Below are 15024 nucleotides of genomic sequence, written 5' to 3'. Positions count from 1 at the left end.
GGCCGAATTCACGGAGTAATCCGGCTGTTCCCCACCGGGGAAAAGGCAGGAGCCCCGCACGCTGTGCGGGGCTCCTTGGGTACTGCTTATCGGGTACTACTGCACGCTGTCTCCGCAATTAGGCGGGGACGACGTTCTCCGCCTGCGGGCCCTTCGGACCCTGGGTGACGTCGAAGGTCACCGCCTGGTTCTCCTCCAGCGAGCGGAAGCCGCTGGCGTTGATCGCGGAGTAGTGGACGAAGACATCGGGGCCGCCGCCGTCCTGGGCGATGAAGCCGAAGCCCTTCTCGGCGTTGAACCACTTGACGGTTCCGGTAGCCATAAGCCCTCCTTGGGCCAAAGGGTTGCCCTGCTCCAGAACCTGCCCTGCTAACCGCAAGAAGTCTGAAAACTACAAAAGCCCGCGGTCACATGCTCCGCAGGCTTTGTACTGCAAGGGAAACCAAACTGCAACTTGCGACGACAGTAGCACGGAGCATCCTCACCGGGGAAGAGCGGCAAGATCCCCATTCACCCGGACCGCCTAAAGAACGAACGCACGGTGAACCCCTGGCCTCCGGCCGGTGCCCGGGACGACACCTCCGGAGGGCCCCGCCGAAAGATCGCCGGGGCGGGGGTCTAGCCTCCTGATGTGGACAAAGCTGCGCCTCTTCCCTCCGCCGGTGGTGAGCGCCGGACCCGGCCTCGCGTCGGGCACATCCAGTTCCTGAATTGCGTCCCTCTTTACTGGGGGTTGGCCCGAACGGGTGCCCTGCTGGACCTGGAGCTCACCAAGGACACCCCCGAGAAGCTGAGCGCCCAGCTCGTCTCCGGCGACCTCGACGTGGGCCCGATCACGCTCATGGAGTACCTGCGCCACTCCGACGAGCTCGTCGCCCTCCCGGACATCGCCGTCGGCTGCGACGGCCCGGTCATGTCCTGCGTCATCGTGAGCCAGGTCCCGCTGGGCAGCCTCGACGGGGCCCGGGTCGCCCTCGGCTCCACCAGTCGTACGTCCGTACGACTCGCTGAGCTGCTGCTCGCCGAGCAGTACAAGGTCGCGCCCGACTACTACACGTGCCCGCCGGACCTGTCGCTGATGATGCAGGAGGCGCAGGCCGCCGTGCTGATCGGCGACGCCGCGCTGCGCGCCTCGCTGCACGACGCGCCGCGGCTCGGCCTGGAGGTCCACGACCTCGGCCTGATGTGGAAGGAGTGGACCGGGCTGCCCTTCGTCTTCGCCGTCTGGGCCGCCCGCCGCGACTACCTGGCCGCGCACCCCGAGGCCGTGCACGAGGTGCACCGGGCCTTCCTCGCCTCCCGCGACCTCAGCATGGAGGAGGTGGAGAAGGTCGCCGAACAGGCCGCCCGCTGGGAGTCCTTCGACGCGGACACGCTGCAGCGCTACTTCACCACGCTGGACTTCTCCCTCGGCCGGGACCAGTTGACCGGGATCGCCGAGTTCGCCCGCCGCGTGGGGTTCCCGCCCCGGGCACGGGTACACCTTCTCTGATTTCACCGGGTTCCCGTAGGTTGCCCGGCGTATGCGGGGAACTCCCGTTGTTCTTCGACCTTCCGCACCGCGAGAGGCGCGCAGATGCAACCGCTCCAGGCGAACGACCCCACGGCGATCGGCCCCTACCGCCTGCTCGGGCGGCTCGGGGCCGGCGGCATGGGCCGGGTCTACCTCGGGCGCAGCCCGGGCGGCCGCACCGTGGCCGTGAAGGTGGTGCGCTCGGAGCTCGCCGACGACCCGGAGTTCCGTACCCGCTTCGAGCGCGAGGTGGAGGCGGCGCGCCGGGTCGGCGGCACGTGGAGCGCCCCGGTGCTCGACGCGGACACCGACTCGCCGGTGCCATGGGTGGCCACCCGCTACGTCGCGGGCCCCGCGCTGTCCGACGCCGTGAAGACCTTCGGGCCGCTGCCCGAGAACGGTGTGCGGGCGCTGGCCGCCGGGCTCGCCGAGGCGCTGGAGCAGGTGCACGGGCGGGGCCTGGTGCACCGCGACATCAAGCCGTCCAACGTGCTGCTGTCGCTGGACGGCCCGGTGCTGATCGACTTCGGCATCGCCCGGGCCATGGACGCCACCGCGGCGCTCACCAGCAAGGGCGTCGTCGTCGGCTCGCCCGGCTACATGGCCCCCGAGCAGGTCACCGGCCGGCCCACCGGGCCCGCCGCCGACATCTTCGCCCTCGGCGCGGTGATCGTGTACGCCGCGACCGGACAGGGACCGTTCGCCGGCGACAGCGCGGCCGTCCTGCTGTACAAGGTCGCCCACGAGGAGCCCGAGTTCGACGGCATGCCCGCGGGACTGCGCCGGGTCGCCGAGTCCTGCCTGGCCAAGGACCCCGCGGAACGCCCCACTCCCCGCCGGCTCGCCGATCTGCTCGCGCCGGACGGCGGGGCGGCGTCCCTGGTGCGCGGCGGCTGGCTGCCCGCGGCGCTGACGGAGGGGCTCGGCCGTCAGGCGGTCGAGCTGCTGGACCTGGAGCCGACACCGCCGCCGGGCGCGCTCGGCGGCGGTACGGCAACTCCCGGCGGAGACACGGCCGGCACGGGGGGCACGGGCTCGCTGTACGGCTCGGCTGCCTCGTCCGTCTCCTACGGCACCTTCGGCCCGCCGCCGTCGCTCACCGGGCAGCCGCAGGACGCGGTGCCGTCCGCGTTCGCCGCCACACCGCCGCCCGCCGCCCCTCCCGCCGCGCCCCGCGGCGGTGCCCGGCGCGCGGCGTCGCTGGCGGGCGCGGGCGCCGTGCTGGTCGTCGCGGCGGTGACGCTCGGGCTCGTACTGCACCGGGGCGGGGACGACGACCAGGGCAAGGGCGGCGGCGATCCGACGTCCGCGCGGTCCACCGACGCGGCGCCCGCGACACCCTCGCGCGGCTCCGCGACCCCCTCCGCGCCGCGGCTGGCGGCGCTGCCCGCGGCCTTCGCCGGCACATGGAAGGGCGACACGGTCACCGCCCACGGTCTGCCCGGCACCTTCGAGATCACGATCACCGAGGGCAAGGTCGGCGCGGTGGTGGGCCGCGACAAGAGCGTGCTGTCGCTGCTCGGGGAGACCTACGACTGCAGCGGCGAGTGGAAGCTCGCGACCGCCACCGAGCGGTGGGTCGTCCTGGACACCAGCGGCGGCACCAACCCGCATCCCGGGGTCTGTTCGGACGGTTCGGCCGACGAGCGCTTCACGCTCAACGACGACGGCTCGCTGCACTACCAGTCGGGCGACTCGCTGGCCGGGAACCCCGAAGGCGACCTCAGGAAGCAGGGCGGCTGACCCCCTGGCGTAGGGTGAGCGGGTCCGTCACAACCCCTCGGAAGGGATGCCCGGTGAGCGAGAACGCCGATCTGCAGTCCGTCCTCGACCGTGCCGCCGACGGTGGCCGCATCACCCCCGAGGAGGCGCTCGACCTCTACCGCTCCGCACCCCTGCACGCACTGGGCGCCGCCGCGGACGCGGTGCGCCGCCGCCGCTACGCGGGCGTCGAGCACATCGCGACGTACATCATCGAGCGCAACATCAACTACACCAACGTGTGCGTGACGGCCTGCAAGTTCTGCGCCTTCTACGCCGCGCCCAAGGACACCGCCAAGGGCTGGACCCGCGACCTGGACGACATCCTGCGCCGCTGCGCGGAGACCGTCGAACTCGGCGGCACCCAGATCATGTTCCAGGGCGGCCACCACCCGGACTACGGCGTCGAGTACTACGAGAAGCACTTCAGCGCCATCAAGCAGGCCTACCCCCAGCTGGTCATCCACTCCCTCGGGGCCTCCGAGGTCGAGCACATGGCCCGGATCTCCAAGGTGCCGGTGGAGGAGGCCATCACCCGCATCCACGCGGCCGGCCTCGACTCCTTCGCGGGCGCCGGCGCCGAGCTGCTGCCGGCGCGGCCGCGCAAGGTGATCGCCCCCCTGAAGGAGAGCGGCGAGCGCTGGCTGGAGATCATGGAGACCGCGCACAACCTGGGTGTGGAGTCCACCTCCACGATGCTCATGGGCACCGGCGAGACCAACGCCGAGCGCATCGAGCACCTGCGGATGATCCGCGACGTCCAGGACCGTACGGGCGGCTTCCGCGCCTTCATCCCGTACACGTACCAGCCCGAGAACAACCACCTGAAGGGCCGCACGCAGGCCACGCTCTTCGAGTACCTGCGGATCATCGCCGTCGCGCGGCTCTTCCTGGACAACGTCGCCCACATCCAGGGCTCCTGGCTCACGACCGGCAAGGAGGTCGGCCAGCTGTCGCTGCACTACGGCGCCGACGACCTCGGTTCGGTGATGCTGGAGGAGAACGTCGTCTCCTCGGCCGGCGCCAAGCACCGCTCCAACCGCATGGAGCTGATCCACCTGATCCGCGCCGCGGGCCGGGTGCCCGCCCAGCGCGCCACCACCTACGAGCACCTGGTGGTCCACGACGACCCGGCGAACGACCCGGTCGACGACCACGTCGTCTCCCACCTGTCGTCGACCGCCATCGAGGGCGGCACGGCGCACCCCGAGCTCAAGCTCATCAGCACCTCCTGACCGGCGTCCGCGGTCCGCGATGCTGACGATCCACGCGGGCGCGGACGGCGCGGCCCTGATGGTCGACGGCGGCACCATCGCCGCCGCCGGCCCGGTCGACCAGCTGCGCGCGAGCCGTCCCGGCGCCCGGGTCAGGTCCTGGCCCGGCACGCTGCGGCCCGGGCTGACCCACCAGGGCGAACTCCCCGCGGCACCCAGTCCGCGCGAGCGGGTGCACGCCCTGCTGAGCCGCGGCGTCACGGCCGTGGCGGCCGTGCCCGACGACCCCGCACTGCGGTCCGCGCTGGACCGCAGCGGGCTGCTGCCCGCGCGCCGGGCACCGGAGCCGGCCCCGGGGGCCCGGGCGGACTTCGCCGTCGTCGACGGGAGCGGTGCCTGCCTGGCCACGGTCGTCGGGGGACGGCTGCTGTACCGCAGGGCGTGAGCCGGTCACCCGGCCGCCGTGCACCGGTGGCCGGGTGACGGTCCGTCGCTTAGGTTCCGGTCATGCCGGACATATCCGTTCCCCGTGCCCTCCCCGGCCGCCTCGCGGCCGCGGTGGTCGCCGTGCTCAGCGCGATCGCCCTCGTGGCGCTCCCCGCGACCGCCATCGGCGAGGCGCTCTCCGCGGGGGCGTCGCTCTGCTTCGGCCGCGTGCCGACGATCACCGGCTCCGGCGGCATCCAGGGCACCCCCGGCGACGACGTCATCGTCGGCTCCGCCGGGCCCGACCGCATCGACGGCGGGGGCGGCGACGACCGCATCTGCTCCCTCGCCGGGAACGACCGGGTCAGCGGCGGTCCCGGGAACGACAGCATCGCCACCGGCGCCGGCGACGACCTGGCGGCCGGCGATCTCTTCATCGACCGCGGCGACGCCGTCGGCCAGGGCGACGACCTGCTGATCCTGGGGGAGGGCGACGACCGCGCCGCGGGCGACAACAGCGCCACCGCGGGCGACGCGTTCGGCGGCGGCGACGACCGCATGGACGGCGGTCCCGGCGACGACCTGATGACCGGCGACTCCGCCGCCGACAACGGCAACGCCTTCGGAGCGGGCGACGACGTCCTGAAGGGCGGGGCCGGCGCCGACCGCCTGGTGGGCGACAGCTTCGCCCTCCTCAACGCCGTCGGCAGCGGCGGCGACGACCTCCTCGACCTCGGCGCGGACGGCGGGTTCGCGGCCGTCGGCGACAACTACTCGGTCAGCCGGGGCCGCACCGCGGCGGGTTCCGGGGACGACCGGATCATCGGCGGCGCGGCCGACGAGACCCTGATCGGGGACAACTCCGGCGACCACGTCACCACGGCGGGCAACGACGTGATCACCGGGCACCGCGGCCGTGACACGCTCTTCGGGGACAACACCGACGTGGCCCGCGCGGTGAGCAACGGCACGGCCGGCGGCCGCGACCTGCTCGTGGCCGGTCCCGGTGACGACACCGTCCGCGCCGGCCCGGGCGACGACCGCATCGACGGCGGCGCGGACCGCGACCTGTGCGACGGCGAGGCCGGCGCCCACGACCGCGCCGAGCGCTGCGAGACCTCGCCCGGCATCCCGTGACCGCTCGCCCGGGCCCCTGCGCGGGACCCGGGACCGCCGGGTGAACAATGGGGGGCGTGACCCGAGCCTCCCTGGACAAGCAGCCGCACGAAGTCGCCGCGATGTTCGACGACGTCGCCGCCAACTACGACCTGACCAACGACGTGCTCTCGCTCGGGCAGGACCGGCGCTGGCGCAGGACCGTCGCGCAGGCCCTGGACGTGCGCCCCGGCGAGCGGGTGCTGGACCTCGGCGCCGGCACGGGCACCTCCTCGCTGCCCTTCGCGGAGGCCGGTGCGGACGTCGTGCCCTGCGACTTCTCGCTCGGCATGCTGCGCGAGGGCAAGCGCCGCCACCCCTCGCTGCCGCTCACCGCGGGCGACGCGACGCGACTGCCGTTCGCCGACGGGGTCTTCGACGCCGTCACCATCTCCTTCGCGCTGCGCAACGTCCACGACACCGACGCCGCGCTGCGCGAGATGCTGCGCGTCACCCGGCCCGGCGGGCGCGTGGTCATCTGCGAGTTCAGCCACCCCACCTGGGCGCCGTTCCGCACCGTCTACACCGAGTACCTGATGCGGGCGCTGCCGCCGGTGGCCCGCGCGGTCAGCAGCAACCCCGACGCGTACGTGTACCTCGCCGAGTCGATCCGCTCCTGGCCCGACCAGCCCGCGCTGGCCGCACGGCTGCAGAAGGCCGGCTGGCAGCGGGTCGCGTGGCGCAACCTGTCCGCCGGGATCGTCGCACTGCACCGGGCGGTGCGCTGAGCCGGGGCACCGCCTCATAGACTCTCCACGCCCCTTCCCCACACCGACGGGAGACCCCGACCGTGACTGACACGACCGTCGCCTCCGAGCGCAGTGCCGATGTGATCGTCGTCGGGGCCGGTCCCGCCGGTTCGACGACCGCGTACTACCTGGCGAAGTCCGGTCTGGACGTGCTGCTGCTGGAGAAGACCGCGTTCCCCCGCGAGAAGGTGTGCGGCGACGGTCTCACGCCGCGGGCGACCAAGCAGCTCGTCGCGATGGGCATCGACGTCTCCGAAGAGGCGGGCTGGCTGCGCAACAAGGGCCTGCGCATCATCGGCGGCGGCGTCCGCCTCCAGCTCGACTGGCCGGACCTGGCCTCCTTCCCCGACTACGGACTCGTCCGCAAGCGCGAGGACTTCGACGAAGTGCTGGCCCGCCAGGCCGAGAAGGCCGGCGCGCGGCTGTACGAGCGCTGCAACGTCTCCGGTCCGATCCGCGACGAGCGCACCGGGCGCATCATCGGTGTCGAGGCGAAGCTCGGCGAGGAGAAGACCCCGGTCACCTTCCACGCCCCGCTGGTCGTGGCCGCCGACGGCAACTCCACCCGGCTGTCGCTGGGGATGGGCCTGCACCGCCGCGAGGACCGTCCGATGGGCGTCGCGGTCCGCACGTACTTCACCTCGCCCCGCCACGACGACGACTACCTGGAGTCCTGGCTGGAGCTGTGGGACCGGCGCGTTCCCGGCGACCCCCGCATGCTGCCCGGCTACGGCTGGATCTTCGGCATGGGCGACGGGACGTCCAACGTCGGGCTCGGTGTGCTCAACACCTCCGCCTCCTTCAAGGAGCTGGACTGGCGCGAGATCCTCAAGGCCTGGTGCGCGTCCATGCCGGAGGACTGGGGCTACACCCCCGAGAACATGACCGGCCCCATCCGCGGCGCCGCGCTCCCCATGGCCTTCAACCGCCAGCCGCACTACACCCGCGGCCTGCTGCTGGTGGGCGACGCGGGCGGCCTGGTCAACCCGTTCAACGGCGAGGGCATCGCCTACGCGATGGAATCCGGCCGGATCGCCGCCGACGTCATCGTCCAGGCGCACGCCCGCGGTACCGCGGCGCAGCGGGAGCTGGCGCTGCACCACTACCCGCGCATCCTGAAGGACACCTACGGCGGCTACTACACGCTCGGCCGCGCCTTCGTGAAGCTGATCGGCAACCCGAAGGTCATGAAGCTGGCGTCGCAGCGCGGACTCAGCCACCCGGTGCTGATGCGCTTCACGCTCAAGCTGCTGGCGAACCTCACCGACCCGACCGGCGGCGACGCGATGGACCGCGTCATCAACGGCCTGTCGAAGGTGGCCCCGCGGTCGTGACACCGCCCCGCTGAACCCGGCGTGGCCGCCCTCCTCGGGGCGGCCACGCTTCTTTTTTTGCCGCTCCTCACTGCACTCCGGTGACGCACTCAACCTTCCCTTTCTTTACGTATGAAGGGTAGGATGCGTAAATATGGAGCAGGATTGGTACTCGGTGGAGCAGGTCGCCGAGCGGCTCGGACTGCATGTGCGGACCGTGCGCGGCTACATCCGCGACGGGCGGCTGAAGGCCGTGCGCATCGGCAAGCAGTACCGCGTCGCCGCCGCCGACCTCGACGCGCTCACCGGGCGGCCGGCCCCCGCACCGCCTCCCCGGCGGGCCGAGGTCTCCGCCATCGTCGAACTCGAGGGCATCGGGGCGGCGGCCGCCGACCGCCTGACCACCCTGCTCTCCGCCGGGGCCCGGATGCCGCGCGACGACGCGGAGCCGTTGCGCATCCAGACGGTGCACGACGGGCCGCGGGCCCGGCTCAAGGTGGTCGTCCTGGGCGGGCTCGCCCCCACGGCGGACGTCCTCGCCACCATCGACGGCATTCTCGGAGCGGAGAACGGCATGTTCCAAGGCGATCCCGAAGGCGGGTCCAGTGACTGACGTGGTGACCGAACGCGCCGGGGTGCCCGTGCTGGTCGTGGGCGAGGAGGGTCCCGGCATCGCCGGCCCGCAGGACGCGCTCGACCTGATCGGCGCCGCCTTCTCCCGCGCGGAGGTGGTGGCCGTGCCCGCCTCCCGGTTCGACGAGCGCTTCTTCGCGCTGCGGACCGGGGTGGCCGGCGAGATCCTGCAGAAGTTCGTCAACTACCGGCTGCGGCTGGTCGTCGTCGGCGACATCTCCGCCCGCACCGGGGCCAGTACGGCGTTGCGCGACCTGGTGCGCGAGTCCAACCGGGGCAGCCAGGTGTGGTTCGTGTCCGATCTGGCGGAACTCGACGCCCGATTGGCGGGCTGACAGGGGAGTCTGACATCGATGTCACGTGTGGCGAGGGGGTGTTGGGGCTATAAGCCCGAAATGCGTGATTCGTGACGGTGTGCCCATACTTTTGCTCACCCCACCGGGGACACCGTCAACGGGAGGAAGGCGCACCATGAACCTCTTCACGAAGTCCCTTGCCACCGCCGCCGTCACTGTTCTGCTTGCGGGCGGCGGAATGACCGGTACCACCGCCGCCTCCGCCGCCCCGTCGGGGCACGGCAAGAGGCTCCACTGCACCTGGCACAAGGGTTACTGGACGTTCCGCCACACGTCGGGCCGCGGCGACCACGACGACCACGGCGGCCGGGGCGACCGCGACCGCCGCGGCGGGCACGCCGGTTCGTCCCACGGCTCCCTGCGCTGGGAGCGGGTCTGGCACCCGGCCCACAAGGTCTGCGTGCGCCGCTGACCGCCGTTCACGCCCCCGTAACCGCCTCTTCCCGAGCCCGGCCCCCCGCCACTGCGGCGGGGCCGGGCTCGGCCTCGTACGGGCGCGTGAGCGGCTTCACGAGCGCGGGCGTCGCGCGGTACGGCACCGCGGACCTGCCGGCCCGTGGGGACGGGGTCGCGGGATCAGGCCACGCGGACGGCGGAGGTGGGCATGTAATAGGCCATCTGCTGGATGACGACACCCTTGCTCGGGTTGGCCGCGTCCAGGTACTGGCCGTCGCCGACGTAGACGGCGACGTGGTAGGCGGAGCCGACGCCGCCCCAGAACAGCAGGTCGCCCGGCTGGACCTCGCTCACGGGGACCGGGGTGCCGACGGTCGACTGGGCCTGGGAGGTGCGCGGCAGCTCGACGCCGATGGTCCGGAAGGCGGCCTGGGTGAGGCCGGAGCAGTCGTACGCGCTGGGGCCCGTGGCGCCGTACACGTACGCCTTGCCGACCTGGGCCTTCAGGAAGCCGATCACAGAGGCGACGCTGCCGCTCGCGGCCGAGGCCGGTACCGACTGCGCCGAGGACGCGGAGGCGGACGTGGCCAGCGCGGTGCGCCCGGCCGAGCGGGACGCCGTGGCGGACTCCCGGGCCTCGGCGGCCTTGGCGGTGGCGGCCCTGCGGGCGTCGGCGGCGGCCTTCTTCTTGGCGGCGGCCTTCATCGCCTGGTGGCGGGCCTCGTCGCGGGCCGCGTCCAGTTGCTGCTCGACGACGGTCTCGTCGAGGGCGGCGGCGGCCTGCGCGGCGGCCGCCTCGGTGGAGAGGGCGGGGATGACCGGGATGCTTCCGGTGGTCGCCGGGTCGGCGGCCGTCGGTTCGGCGTTGGCCGGGGCGGACATCCCGGTGAGGGCGAGCGTTCCGATGACGCCGCCGGCGACTCCAGCGCGGCGCACCCAGTTGGTGCTCTGCGTGGCGCGTCGCCGGCGGCGTATATGCGAGATCTGAAGGGGCATGCGCTCTTGGGTATCAGGCGGAATCGGTTCCGTTCAACAAAAGTGTGATGCGCCACAGTTGGCGCCACCCCAGTGCTATTGTCCCTTTTTTGATCTTCCTTTTTCTGGACGAATCGGATATCCAAGTCCATTTCCTCGTGCGTGCGTTCACGTGGCTCCGGCGGCCGTCAGCACGGACTTTCCCGGCTCACCCGGACGGGCGGCGGTGCGCTATCACGAGGTCCGGGGGAGCTCCAATTTGCTTTGAGTCGCGATGGCCTGATAGTGGGCCACCCCCTCTGGCCAGCGATAACGCGAGCAAATATGACTTCTGGTGATCATTAGAGATACCTGCGTGAGAAGATCACGCCTCATCCGGAACGGTCGCCCTCGGCCGGGTGGTGTAGATCACAAAGTCCAGTGGGAACCCCGTGTCGCAGATCACAGACCAGGAGGCATAAGATGCGGGCAGTTCGGGCTTGTGAACTGCCTCACATAGAGAGGATCTAGGTGGCGTGGCGCATATGCCCGGGCACGGTCCGTCATCAGTCACCGTCGACTGGAAGGAGCGGGGACGTGAATGCCTACGCGCCCATCCTCGTGCTGGGCGGCCTCGCGGCCGGCTTCGCGATCTTCTCCGTGGTCATGGCCTCAATTATCGGCCCAAAACGGTACAACAGGGCTAAATTGGAGGCGTATGAGTGCGGCATTGAGCCGACTCCGCATCCGGCCGGTGGTGGCCGTTTCCCGATCAAGTACTACCTGACGGCGATGCTCTTCATCGTCTTCGACATCGAGATCGTCTTCCTCTACCCCTGGGCCGTCTCGTTCGACTCCCTGGGGATCTTCGGGCTCGTCGAGATGCTCCTCTTCGTGCTCACCGTCTTCGTCGCGTACGCCTATGTCTGGCGCCGCGGCGGTCTGGAATGGGACTAGGGGCGGAGAAAAGCCATGGGTATTGAAGAGAAGCTGCCGAGCGGATTCCTGCTGACGTCGGTCGAGACCGCCGCGGGCTGGGTGCGGAAGGCGTCGGTCTTCCCGGCCACCTTCGGCCTGGCCTGCTGCGCCATCGAGATGATGACCACCGGTGCCGGGCGGTACGACCTGGCCCGATTCGGGATGGAGGTCTTCCGCGGCTCCCCGCGGCAGGCGGACCTGATGATCGTGGCCGGCCGGGTGAGCCAGAAGATGGCGCCCGTCCTGCGCCAGGTCTACGACCAGATGCCCAACCCCAAGTGGGTCATCTCCATGGGCGTCTGCGCATCCAGCGGCGGAATGTTCAACAACTACGCAATTGTGCAGGGTGTTGACCATGTGGTGCCTGTTGACATTTATCTGCCTGGATGTCCGCCCCGTCCCGAAATGCTGATGGACGCCATTCTCAAGCTCCATCACAAGATCCAGCACAGCAAGCTCGGCGTGAACCAGGAACAGGCCGCGCGCGAGGCCGAGGAGGCGGCGCTGAAGGCGCTGCCGACGATTGAGATGAAGGGGCTTCTCCGGTGAGCGACGCACGCGAGGCCGCCGGGCCGCAGGCGGCGACGATGCCCGCACTTCTGCGCCGAGCGGGCGGAGAAGCGATCCGAGGGGGTGCGCGATGACGGATTCCCCGGACACCCCGAACCCGGACAAGGACGTGCAGGCGAGCGGTCTGCCCGGTCAGCGCGGGGACCACGGCGAGGCGATCCGCGTCCAGCACGGCATGTTCGGCGCCAACAACGGCGGCGACACCTCCGGGTACGGCCGGCTGGTGCGCACCGTGCGCCTGCCGGGAGCCTCCAACCGGCCCTACGGCGGCTGGTTCGACGAGGTCGCCGACGAGCTGGAGGGCGCCCTGGAGGAGCAGGGCCTCGTCCCGGCCAACGCGATCGAGAAGGTCGTCGTCGACCGCGGCGAGATCACCTTCCATGTCGCGCGCGAGCACCTGGTCCGCACGGCCCGGACGCTGCGCGACGACCCCGCGCTGCGCTTCGAGCTCTGCACCGGGGTGAGCGGCGTGCACTTCCCCGAGGACAAGGGCCGCGAGCTGCACGCCGTCTACCACCTGCGCTCGATCACCCACAACCGGCTGATCCGGCTGGAGGTGAGCGTCTCCGACGCCGACCGGCACGTGCCGTCGCTGGTCGAGGTCTACCCGACCAACGACTGGCACGAGCGCGAGACGTACGACTTCTTCGGCATCGTCTTCGACGGCCACCCCGCCCTGATGCGGATCATGATGCCGGACGACTGGCAGGGCCATCCGCAGCGCAAGGACTACCCCCTCGGCGGCATTCCCGTCGAGTACAAGGGCGCCCAGATCCCGGCTCCGGACCAGCGGAGGTCGTACTCGTGAGCACGCACGGCACATCGCACGCCGCACCCCGGCAGGCCGCGGAGCGGGACACCACCGAGGGCCGGGTCTTCACGGTCACCGGCGGCGACTGGGACGAACTGTCCGAGACCGTCGGCAAGGCCGACGACGAGCGCATCGTCGTCAACATGGGTCCGCAGCACCCGTCCACCCACGGAGTGCTCCGGCTGATCCTGGAGATCGACGGCGAGACGGTCACCGAGGCCCGCTGCGGCATCGGCTACCTGCACACCGGCATCGAGAAGAACATGGAGTTCCGGACCTGGACCCAGGGGTCCACGTTCGTGACGCGCATGGACTACCTGACGCCGTTCTTCAACGAGACGGCGTACTGCCTGGCGGTGGAGAAGCTGCTCGGCGTCACCGAGGAGGTCCCCGACCGGGCCTCCGTCATCCGCGTGATGCTGATGGAGCTGAACCGCATCTCCTCGCACCTGGTGGCCATCGCCACCGGCGGCATGGAGCTCGGCGCCACCACGATCATGATCTACGGGTTCCGCGACCGCGAGATGATCCTGGACATCTACGAGCTGATCACCGGCCTGCGGATGAACCACGCGTACATCCGCCCCGGCGGCCTCGCCCAGGACCTGCCGCCCGGCGCCGTGGACCAGATCCGCGAGTTCGTGAAGAAGTTCCGCAAGAACCTCCCCGAGTACGACAAGCTCGCCACCGGCAACCCGATCTTCAAGGCCCGTATGCAGGACGTGGGCTACCTCGACCTGGCCGGCTGCATGGCGCTCGGCGCCACCGGCCCGATCCTGCGCTCCACGGGGCTGCCGCACGACCTGCGCAAGTCGCAGCCGTACTGCGGTTACGAGAACTACGAGTTCGAGGTCCCGACCGTCGACACGTGCGACTCCTACGGCCGCTTCCTCATCCGCCTGGACGAGATGCGCGAGTCGCTGAAGATCGTCGAGCAGTGCCTGGACCGGCTGCAGCCCGGCCCGGTCATGGTCGCCGACAAGAAGATCGCCTGGCCCGCGCAGCTGGCGCTCGGCCCGGACGGGCTCGGCAACTCGCTGGACCACATCAAGAAGATCATGGGCACCTCCATGGAGGCCCTGATCCACCACTTCAAGCTGGTGACCGAGGGCTTCCGGGTGCCGCCCGGCCAGGCGTACGTCGCCGTCGAGTCGTCCAAGGGCGAACTCGGGGTCCACGTGGTCAGCGACGGGGGCACCCGCCCCTTCCGCGTCCACTTCCGGGACCCGTCCTTCACCAATCTGCAGACCATGGCGGCGATGTGCGAGGGCGGCCAGGTCGCCGACGTCATCGTCGCGGTGGCGTCCATCGACCCCGTGATGGGAGGCGTCGACCGGTGACTGAGGTATCACTCGGCATCCCCGCGATGCCCGCGCCGGACTACCCGGCCGACGTACGGCAGCGCCTGGAGACGGACGCGCGCGAGATCATCGCGCGCTACCCCAGCAGCCGCAGCGCCCTGCTTCCGCTGCTGCACCTCGTGCAGGCGGAGGAGAGCCATGTCTCCCGTACCGGGGTCCGCTTCTGCGCCGAGATGCTCGGGCTGACCACGGCCGAGGTGACGGCGGTGTCGACCTTCTACACCATGTACCGCCGGGCGCCGTCCGGCGAGTACCAGGTCGGGGTCTGCACCAACACCCTGTGCGCGGTGCTCGGCGGGGACGCGATCTTCGAGGAGCTCAAGGAGCACCTCGGCGTCGAGAACGGCGGGACCACCGAGGACGGCAAGGTCACGCTGGAGCACATCGAGTGCAACGCGGCCTGCGACTTCGCCCCCGTGGTGATGGTCAACTGGGAGTTCTTCGACAACCAGGACCCGCAGTCGGCCAAGCGGCTCGTCGACGACCTGAGGGCCGGCCGGACCGTCGAGCCCACCCGGGGCGCTCCGTTGTGCACGTACAAGGAGACGTCCCGGATCCTCGCCGGGTTCCCCGACGAGCGCCCCGGCGCCGTCGAGGCGAGCGGCGGCGCCGGCCCGGCCTCGCTGGCCGGGCTGCGGCTCTCCCGCGGCGAGGCCCTGCCGGGGGCCGGCGGTGGCGTGCCGCGGCAGACCTCCGCCCCGCCGCGCGACGAGGTGCCGCCGGCGCACACCGGCTCCCACGACGCCCCGCAGGAGTCCGCGGTCTCCGACCCGGACCACCCCGCCGGGCCCGTCACCGAGCAGCGCACGAACGAAGGCGAGGGGGAGCAGTGAC

At 71.2% G+C, this 15024-nt stretch carries 17 protein-coding genes; 15 read left to right on the top strand and 2 right to left on the bottom strand.

Annotated elements, in window-relative coordinates:
• Positions 1-118: 118 nt before the first annotated feature.
• Entirely contained in the window at positions 119-322 is a 204-nt protein-coding gene (locus ABZ883_RS07300; protein WP_018558781.1) for a cold-shock protein, read from the bottom strand.
• 309 nt (positions 323-631) lie between these two features.
• Between ABZ883_RS07300 and ABZ883_RS07295 the strand changes: the two genes are divergently transcribed.
• From ABZ883_RS07295 to ABZ883_RS07250, 10 genes are all read left to right on the top strand, one after another.
• The gene (locus ABZ883_RS07295) at positions 632-1492 is read left to right on the top strand and encodes a menaquinone biosynthesis protein (RefSeq protein ID WP_360902841.1); all 861 of its coding nucleotides are present in this window, start codon (positions 632-634) and stop codon (positions 1490-1492) included.
• Positions 1493-1576: 84 nt separating this feature from the next.
• Positions 1577-3256 (top strand): serine/threonine-protein kinase, encoded by a 1680-nt coding sequence (locus ABZ883_RS07290; protein WP_360902838.1) that lies wholly within the window; start codon positions 1577-1579, stop codon positions 3254-3256.
• 53 nt (positions 3257-3309) lie between these two features.
• Complete coding sequence (mqnC, locus tag ABZ883_RS07285; protein WP_360902835.1) at positions 3310-4509, top strand: cyclic dehypoxanthinyl futalosine synthase; 1200 nt, start codon at positions 3310-3312, stop codon at positions 4507-4509.
• A 19-nt stretch (positions 4510-4528) separates the two neighbouring features.
• Positions 4529-4933, top strand: coding sequence for a hypothetical protein (locus tag ABZ883_RS07280; protein ID WP_360902832.1), 405 nt, complete (start codon positions 4529-4531; stop codon positions 4931-4933).
• Between the two features lie 62 nt (positions 4934-4995).
• A complete protein-coding gene (locus ABZ883_RS07275; protein ID WP_360902829.1) occupies positions 4996-6051 on the top strand; it encodes a hypothetical protein in 1056 nt (351 codons plus the stop codon).
• A 56-nt stretch (positions 6052-6107) separates the two neighbouring features.
• Positions 6108-6797 carry a demethylmenaquinone methyltransferase gene (locus tag ABZ883_RS07270; protein ID WP_360902826.1) on the top strand — a complete coding sequence of 230 codons (690 nt, stop codon included), beginning with the start codon at positions 6108-6110 and terminating at the stop codon, positions 6795-6797.
• A gap of 62 nt (positions 6798-6859) precedes the next feature.
• On the top strand, positions 6860-8152 hold the full coding sequence (locus tag ABZ883_RS07265; protein ID WP_360902823.1) for a geranylgeranyl reductase family protein: 1293 nt from the start codon (positions 6860-6862) through the stop codon (positions 8150-8152).
• Between the two features lie 133 nt (positions 8153-8285).
• Positions 8286-8744, top strand: coding sequence for a helix-turn-helix domain-containing protein (locus ABZ883_RS07260; RefSeq protein WP_360902820.1), 459 nt, complete (start codon positions 8286-8288; stop codon positions 8742-8744).
• Complete coding sequence (locus ABZ883_RS07255; protein WP_360902817.1) at positions 8737-9099, top strand: DUF4180 domain-containing protein; 363 nt, start codon at positions 8737-8739, stop codon at positions 9097-9099. Before ABZ883_RS07260 ends, ABZ883_RS07255 begins: the two co-directional genes overlap by 8 nt.
• A 136-nt stretch (positions 9100-9235) precedes the next feature.
• The gene (locus ABZ883_RS07250) at positions 9236-9532 is read left to right on the top strand and encodes a hypothetical protein (protein ID WP_360902814.1); all 297 of its coding nucleotides are present in this window, start codon (positions 9236-9238) and stop codon (positions 9530-9532) included.
• Positions 9533-9696: 164 nt separating this feature from the next.
• On the opposite strand, the gene ABZ883_RS07245 is transcribed toward ABZ883_RS07250, so the two are convergent.
• Entirely contained in the window at positions 9697-10512 is an 816-nt protein-coding gene (locus ABZ883_RS07245; RefSeq protein WP_360902811.1) for a C40 family peptidase, read from the bottom strand.
• Between the two features lie 555 nt (positions 10513-11067).
• On the opposite strand from ABZ883_RS07245, the gene ABZ883_RS07240 reads away from it, so the two are divergent.
• The 5 genes from ABZ883_RS07240 (at position 11068) to nuoE (ending at position 15023) form a co-directional block, all read left to right on the top strand.
• Positions 11068-11427 carry an NADH-quinone oxidoreductase subunit A gene (locus tag ABZ883_RS07240; protein ID WP_360902808.1) on the top strand — a complete coding sequence of 120 codons (360 nt, stop codon included), beginning with the start codon at positions 11068-11070 and terminating at the stop codon, positions 11425-11427.
• A gap of 15 nt (positions 11428-11442) precedes the next feature.
• Complete coding sequence (locus tag ABZ883_RS07235; protein ID WP_319658399.1) at positions 11443-11997, top strand: NADH-quinone oxidoreductase subunit B family protein; 555 nt, start codon at positions 11443-11445, stop codon at positions 11995-11997.
• A 91-nt stretch (positions 11998-12088) separates the two neighbouring features.
• The gene (locus tag ABZ883_RS07230; RefSeq protein WP_360902804.1) at positions 12089-12826 is read left to right on the top strand and encodes an NADH-quinone oxidoreductase subunit C; all 738 of its coding nucleotides are present in this window, start codon (positions 12089-12091) and stop codon (positions 12824-12826) included.
• On the top strand, positions 12823-14169 hold the full coding sequence (locus ABZ883_RS07225) for an NADH-quinone oxidoreductase subunit D (RefSeq protein WP_360902801.1): 1347 nt from the start codon (positions 12823-12825) through the stop codon (positions 14167-14169). Before ABZ883_RS07230 ends, ABZ883_RS07225 begins: the two co-directional genes overlap by 4 nt.
• Before the next feature lie 26 nt (positions 14170-14195).
• Entirely contained in the window at positions 14196-15023 is an 828-nt protein-coding gene (gene nuoE / locus ABZ883_RS07220; protein ID WP_360902982.1) for an NADH-quinone oxidoreductase subunit NuoE, read from the top strand.
• Position 15024 lies beyond the last annotated feature (1 nt).

This window comes from Streptomyces sp. NPDC046977, from assembly GCF_040644455.1.
Classification (GTDB): Bacteria; Actinomycetota; Actinomycetes; order Streptomycetales; family Streptomycetaceae; genus Actinacidiphila.
Note: the sequence above shows the minus strand (reverse complement) of the source record. Positions and strands in the feature narration are given on the sequence as shown.

Excerpts from the sequence above, each read along its gene's own strand:
- ABZ883_RS07300 (WP_018558781.1), bottom strand. The coding sequence starts at position 322 with ATGGCTACCGGAACCGTCAAGTGGTTCAACGCCGAGAAGGGCTTCGGC.
- ABZ883_RS07230 (WP_360902804.1), top strand. The coding sequence starts at position 12,089 with ATGACGGATTCCCCGGACACCCCGAACCCGGACAAGGACGTGCAGGCG.
- ABZ883_RS07245 (WP_360902811.1), bottom strand. The coding sequence starts at position 10,512 with ATGCCCCTTCAGATCTCGCATATACGCCGCCGGCGACGCGCCACGCAG.
- ABZ883_RS07280 (WP_360902832.1), top strand. The coding sequence starts at position 4,529 with ATGCTGACGATCCACGCGGGCGCGGACGGCGCGGCCCTGATGGTCGAC.
- ABZ883_RS07260 (WP_360902820.1), top strand. The coding sequence starts at position 8,286 with ATGGAGCAGGATTGGTACTCGGTGGAGCAGGTCGCCGAGCGGCTCGGA.
- ABZ883_RS07290 (WP_360902838.1), top strand. The coding sequence starts at position 1,577 with ATGCAACCGCTCCAGGCGAACGACCCCACGGCGATCGGCCCCTACCGC.
- nuoE (WP_360902982.1), top strand. The coding sequence starts at position 14,196 with ATGCCCGCGCCGGACTACCCGGCCGACGTACGGCAGCGCCTGGAGACG.
- ABZ883_RS07250 (WP_360902814.1), top strand. The coding sequence starts at position 9,236 with ATGAACCTCTTCACGAAGTCCCTTGCCACCGCCGCCGTCACTGTTCTG.
- ABZ883_RS07235 (WP_319658399.1), top strand. The coding sequence starts at position 11,443 with ATGGGTATTGAAGAGAAGCTGCCGAGCGGATTCCTGCTGACGTCGGTC.
- ABZ883_RS07275 (WP_360902829.1), top strand. The coding sequence starts at position 4,996 with ATGCCGGACATATCCGTTCCCCGTGCCCTCCCCGGCCGCCTCGCGGCC.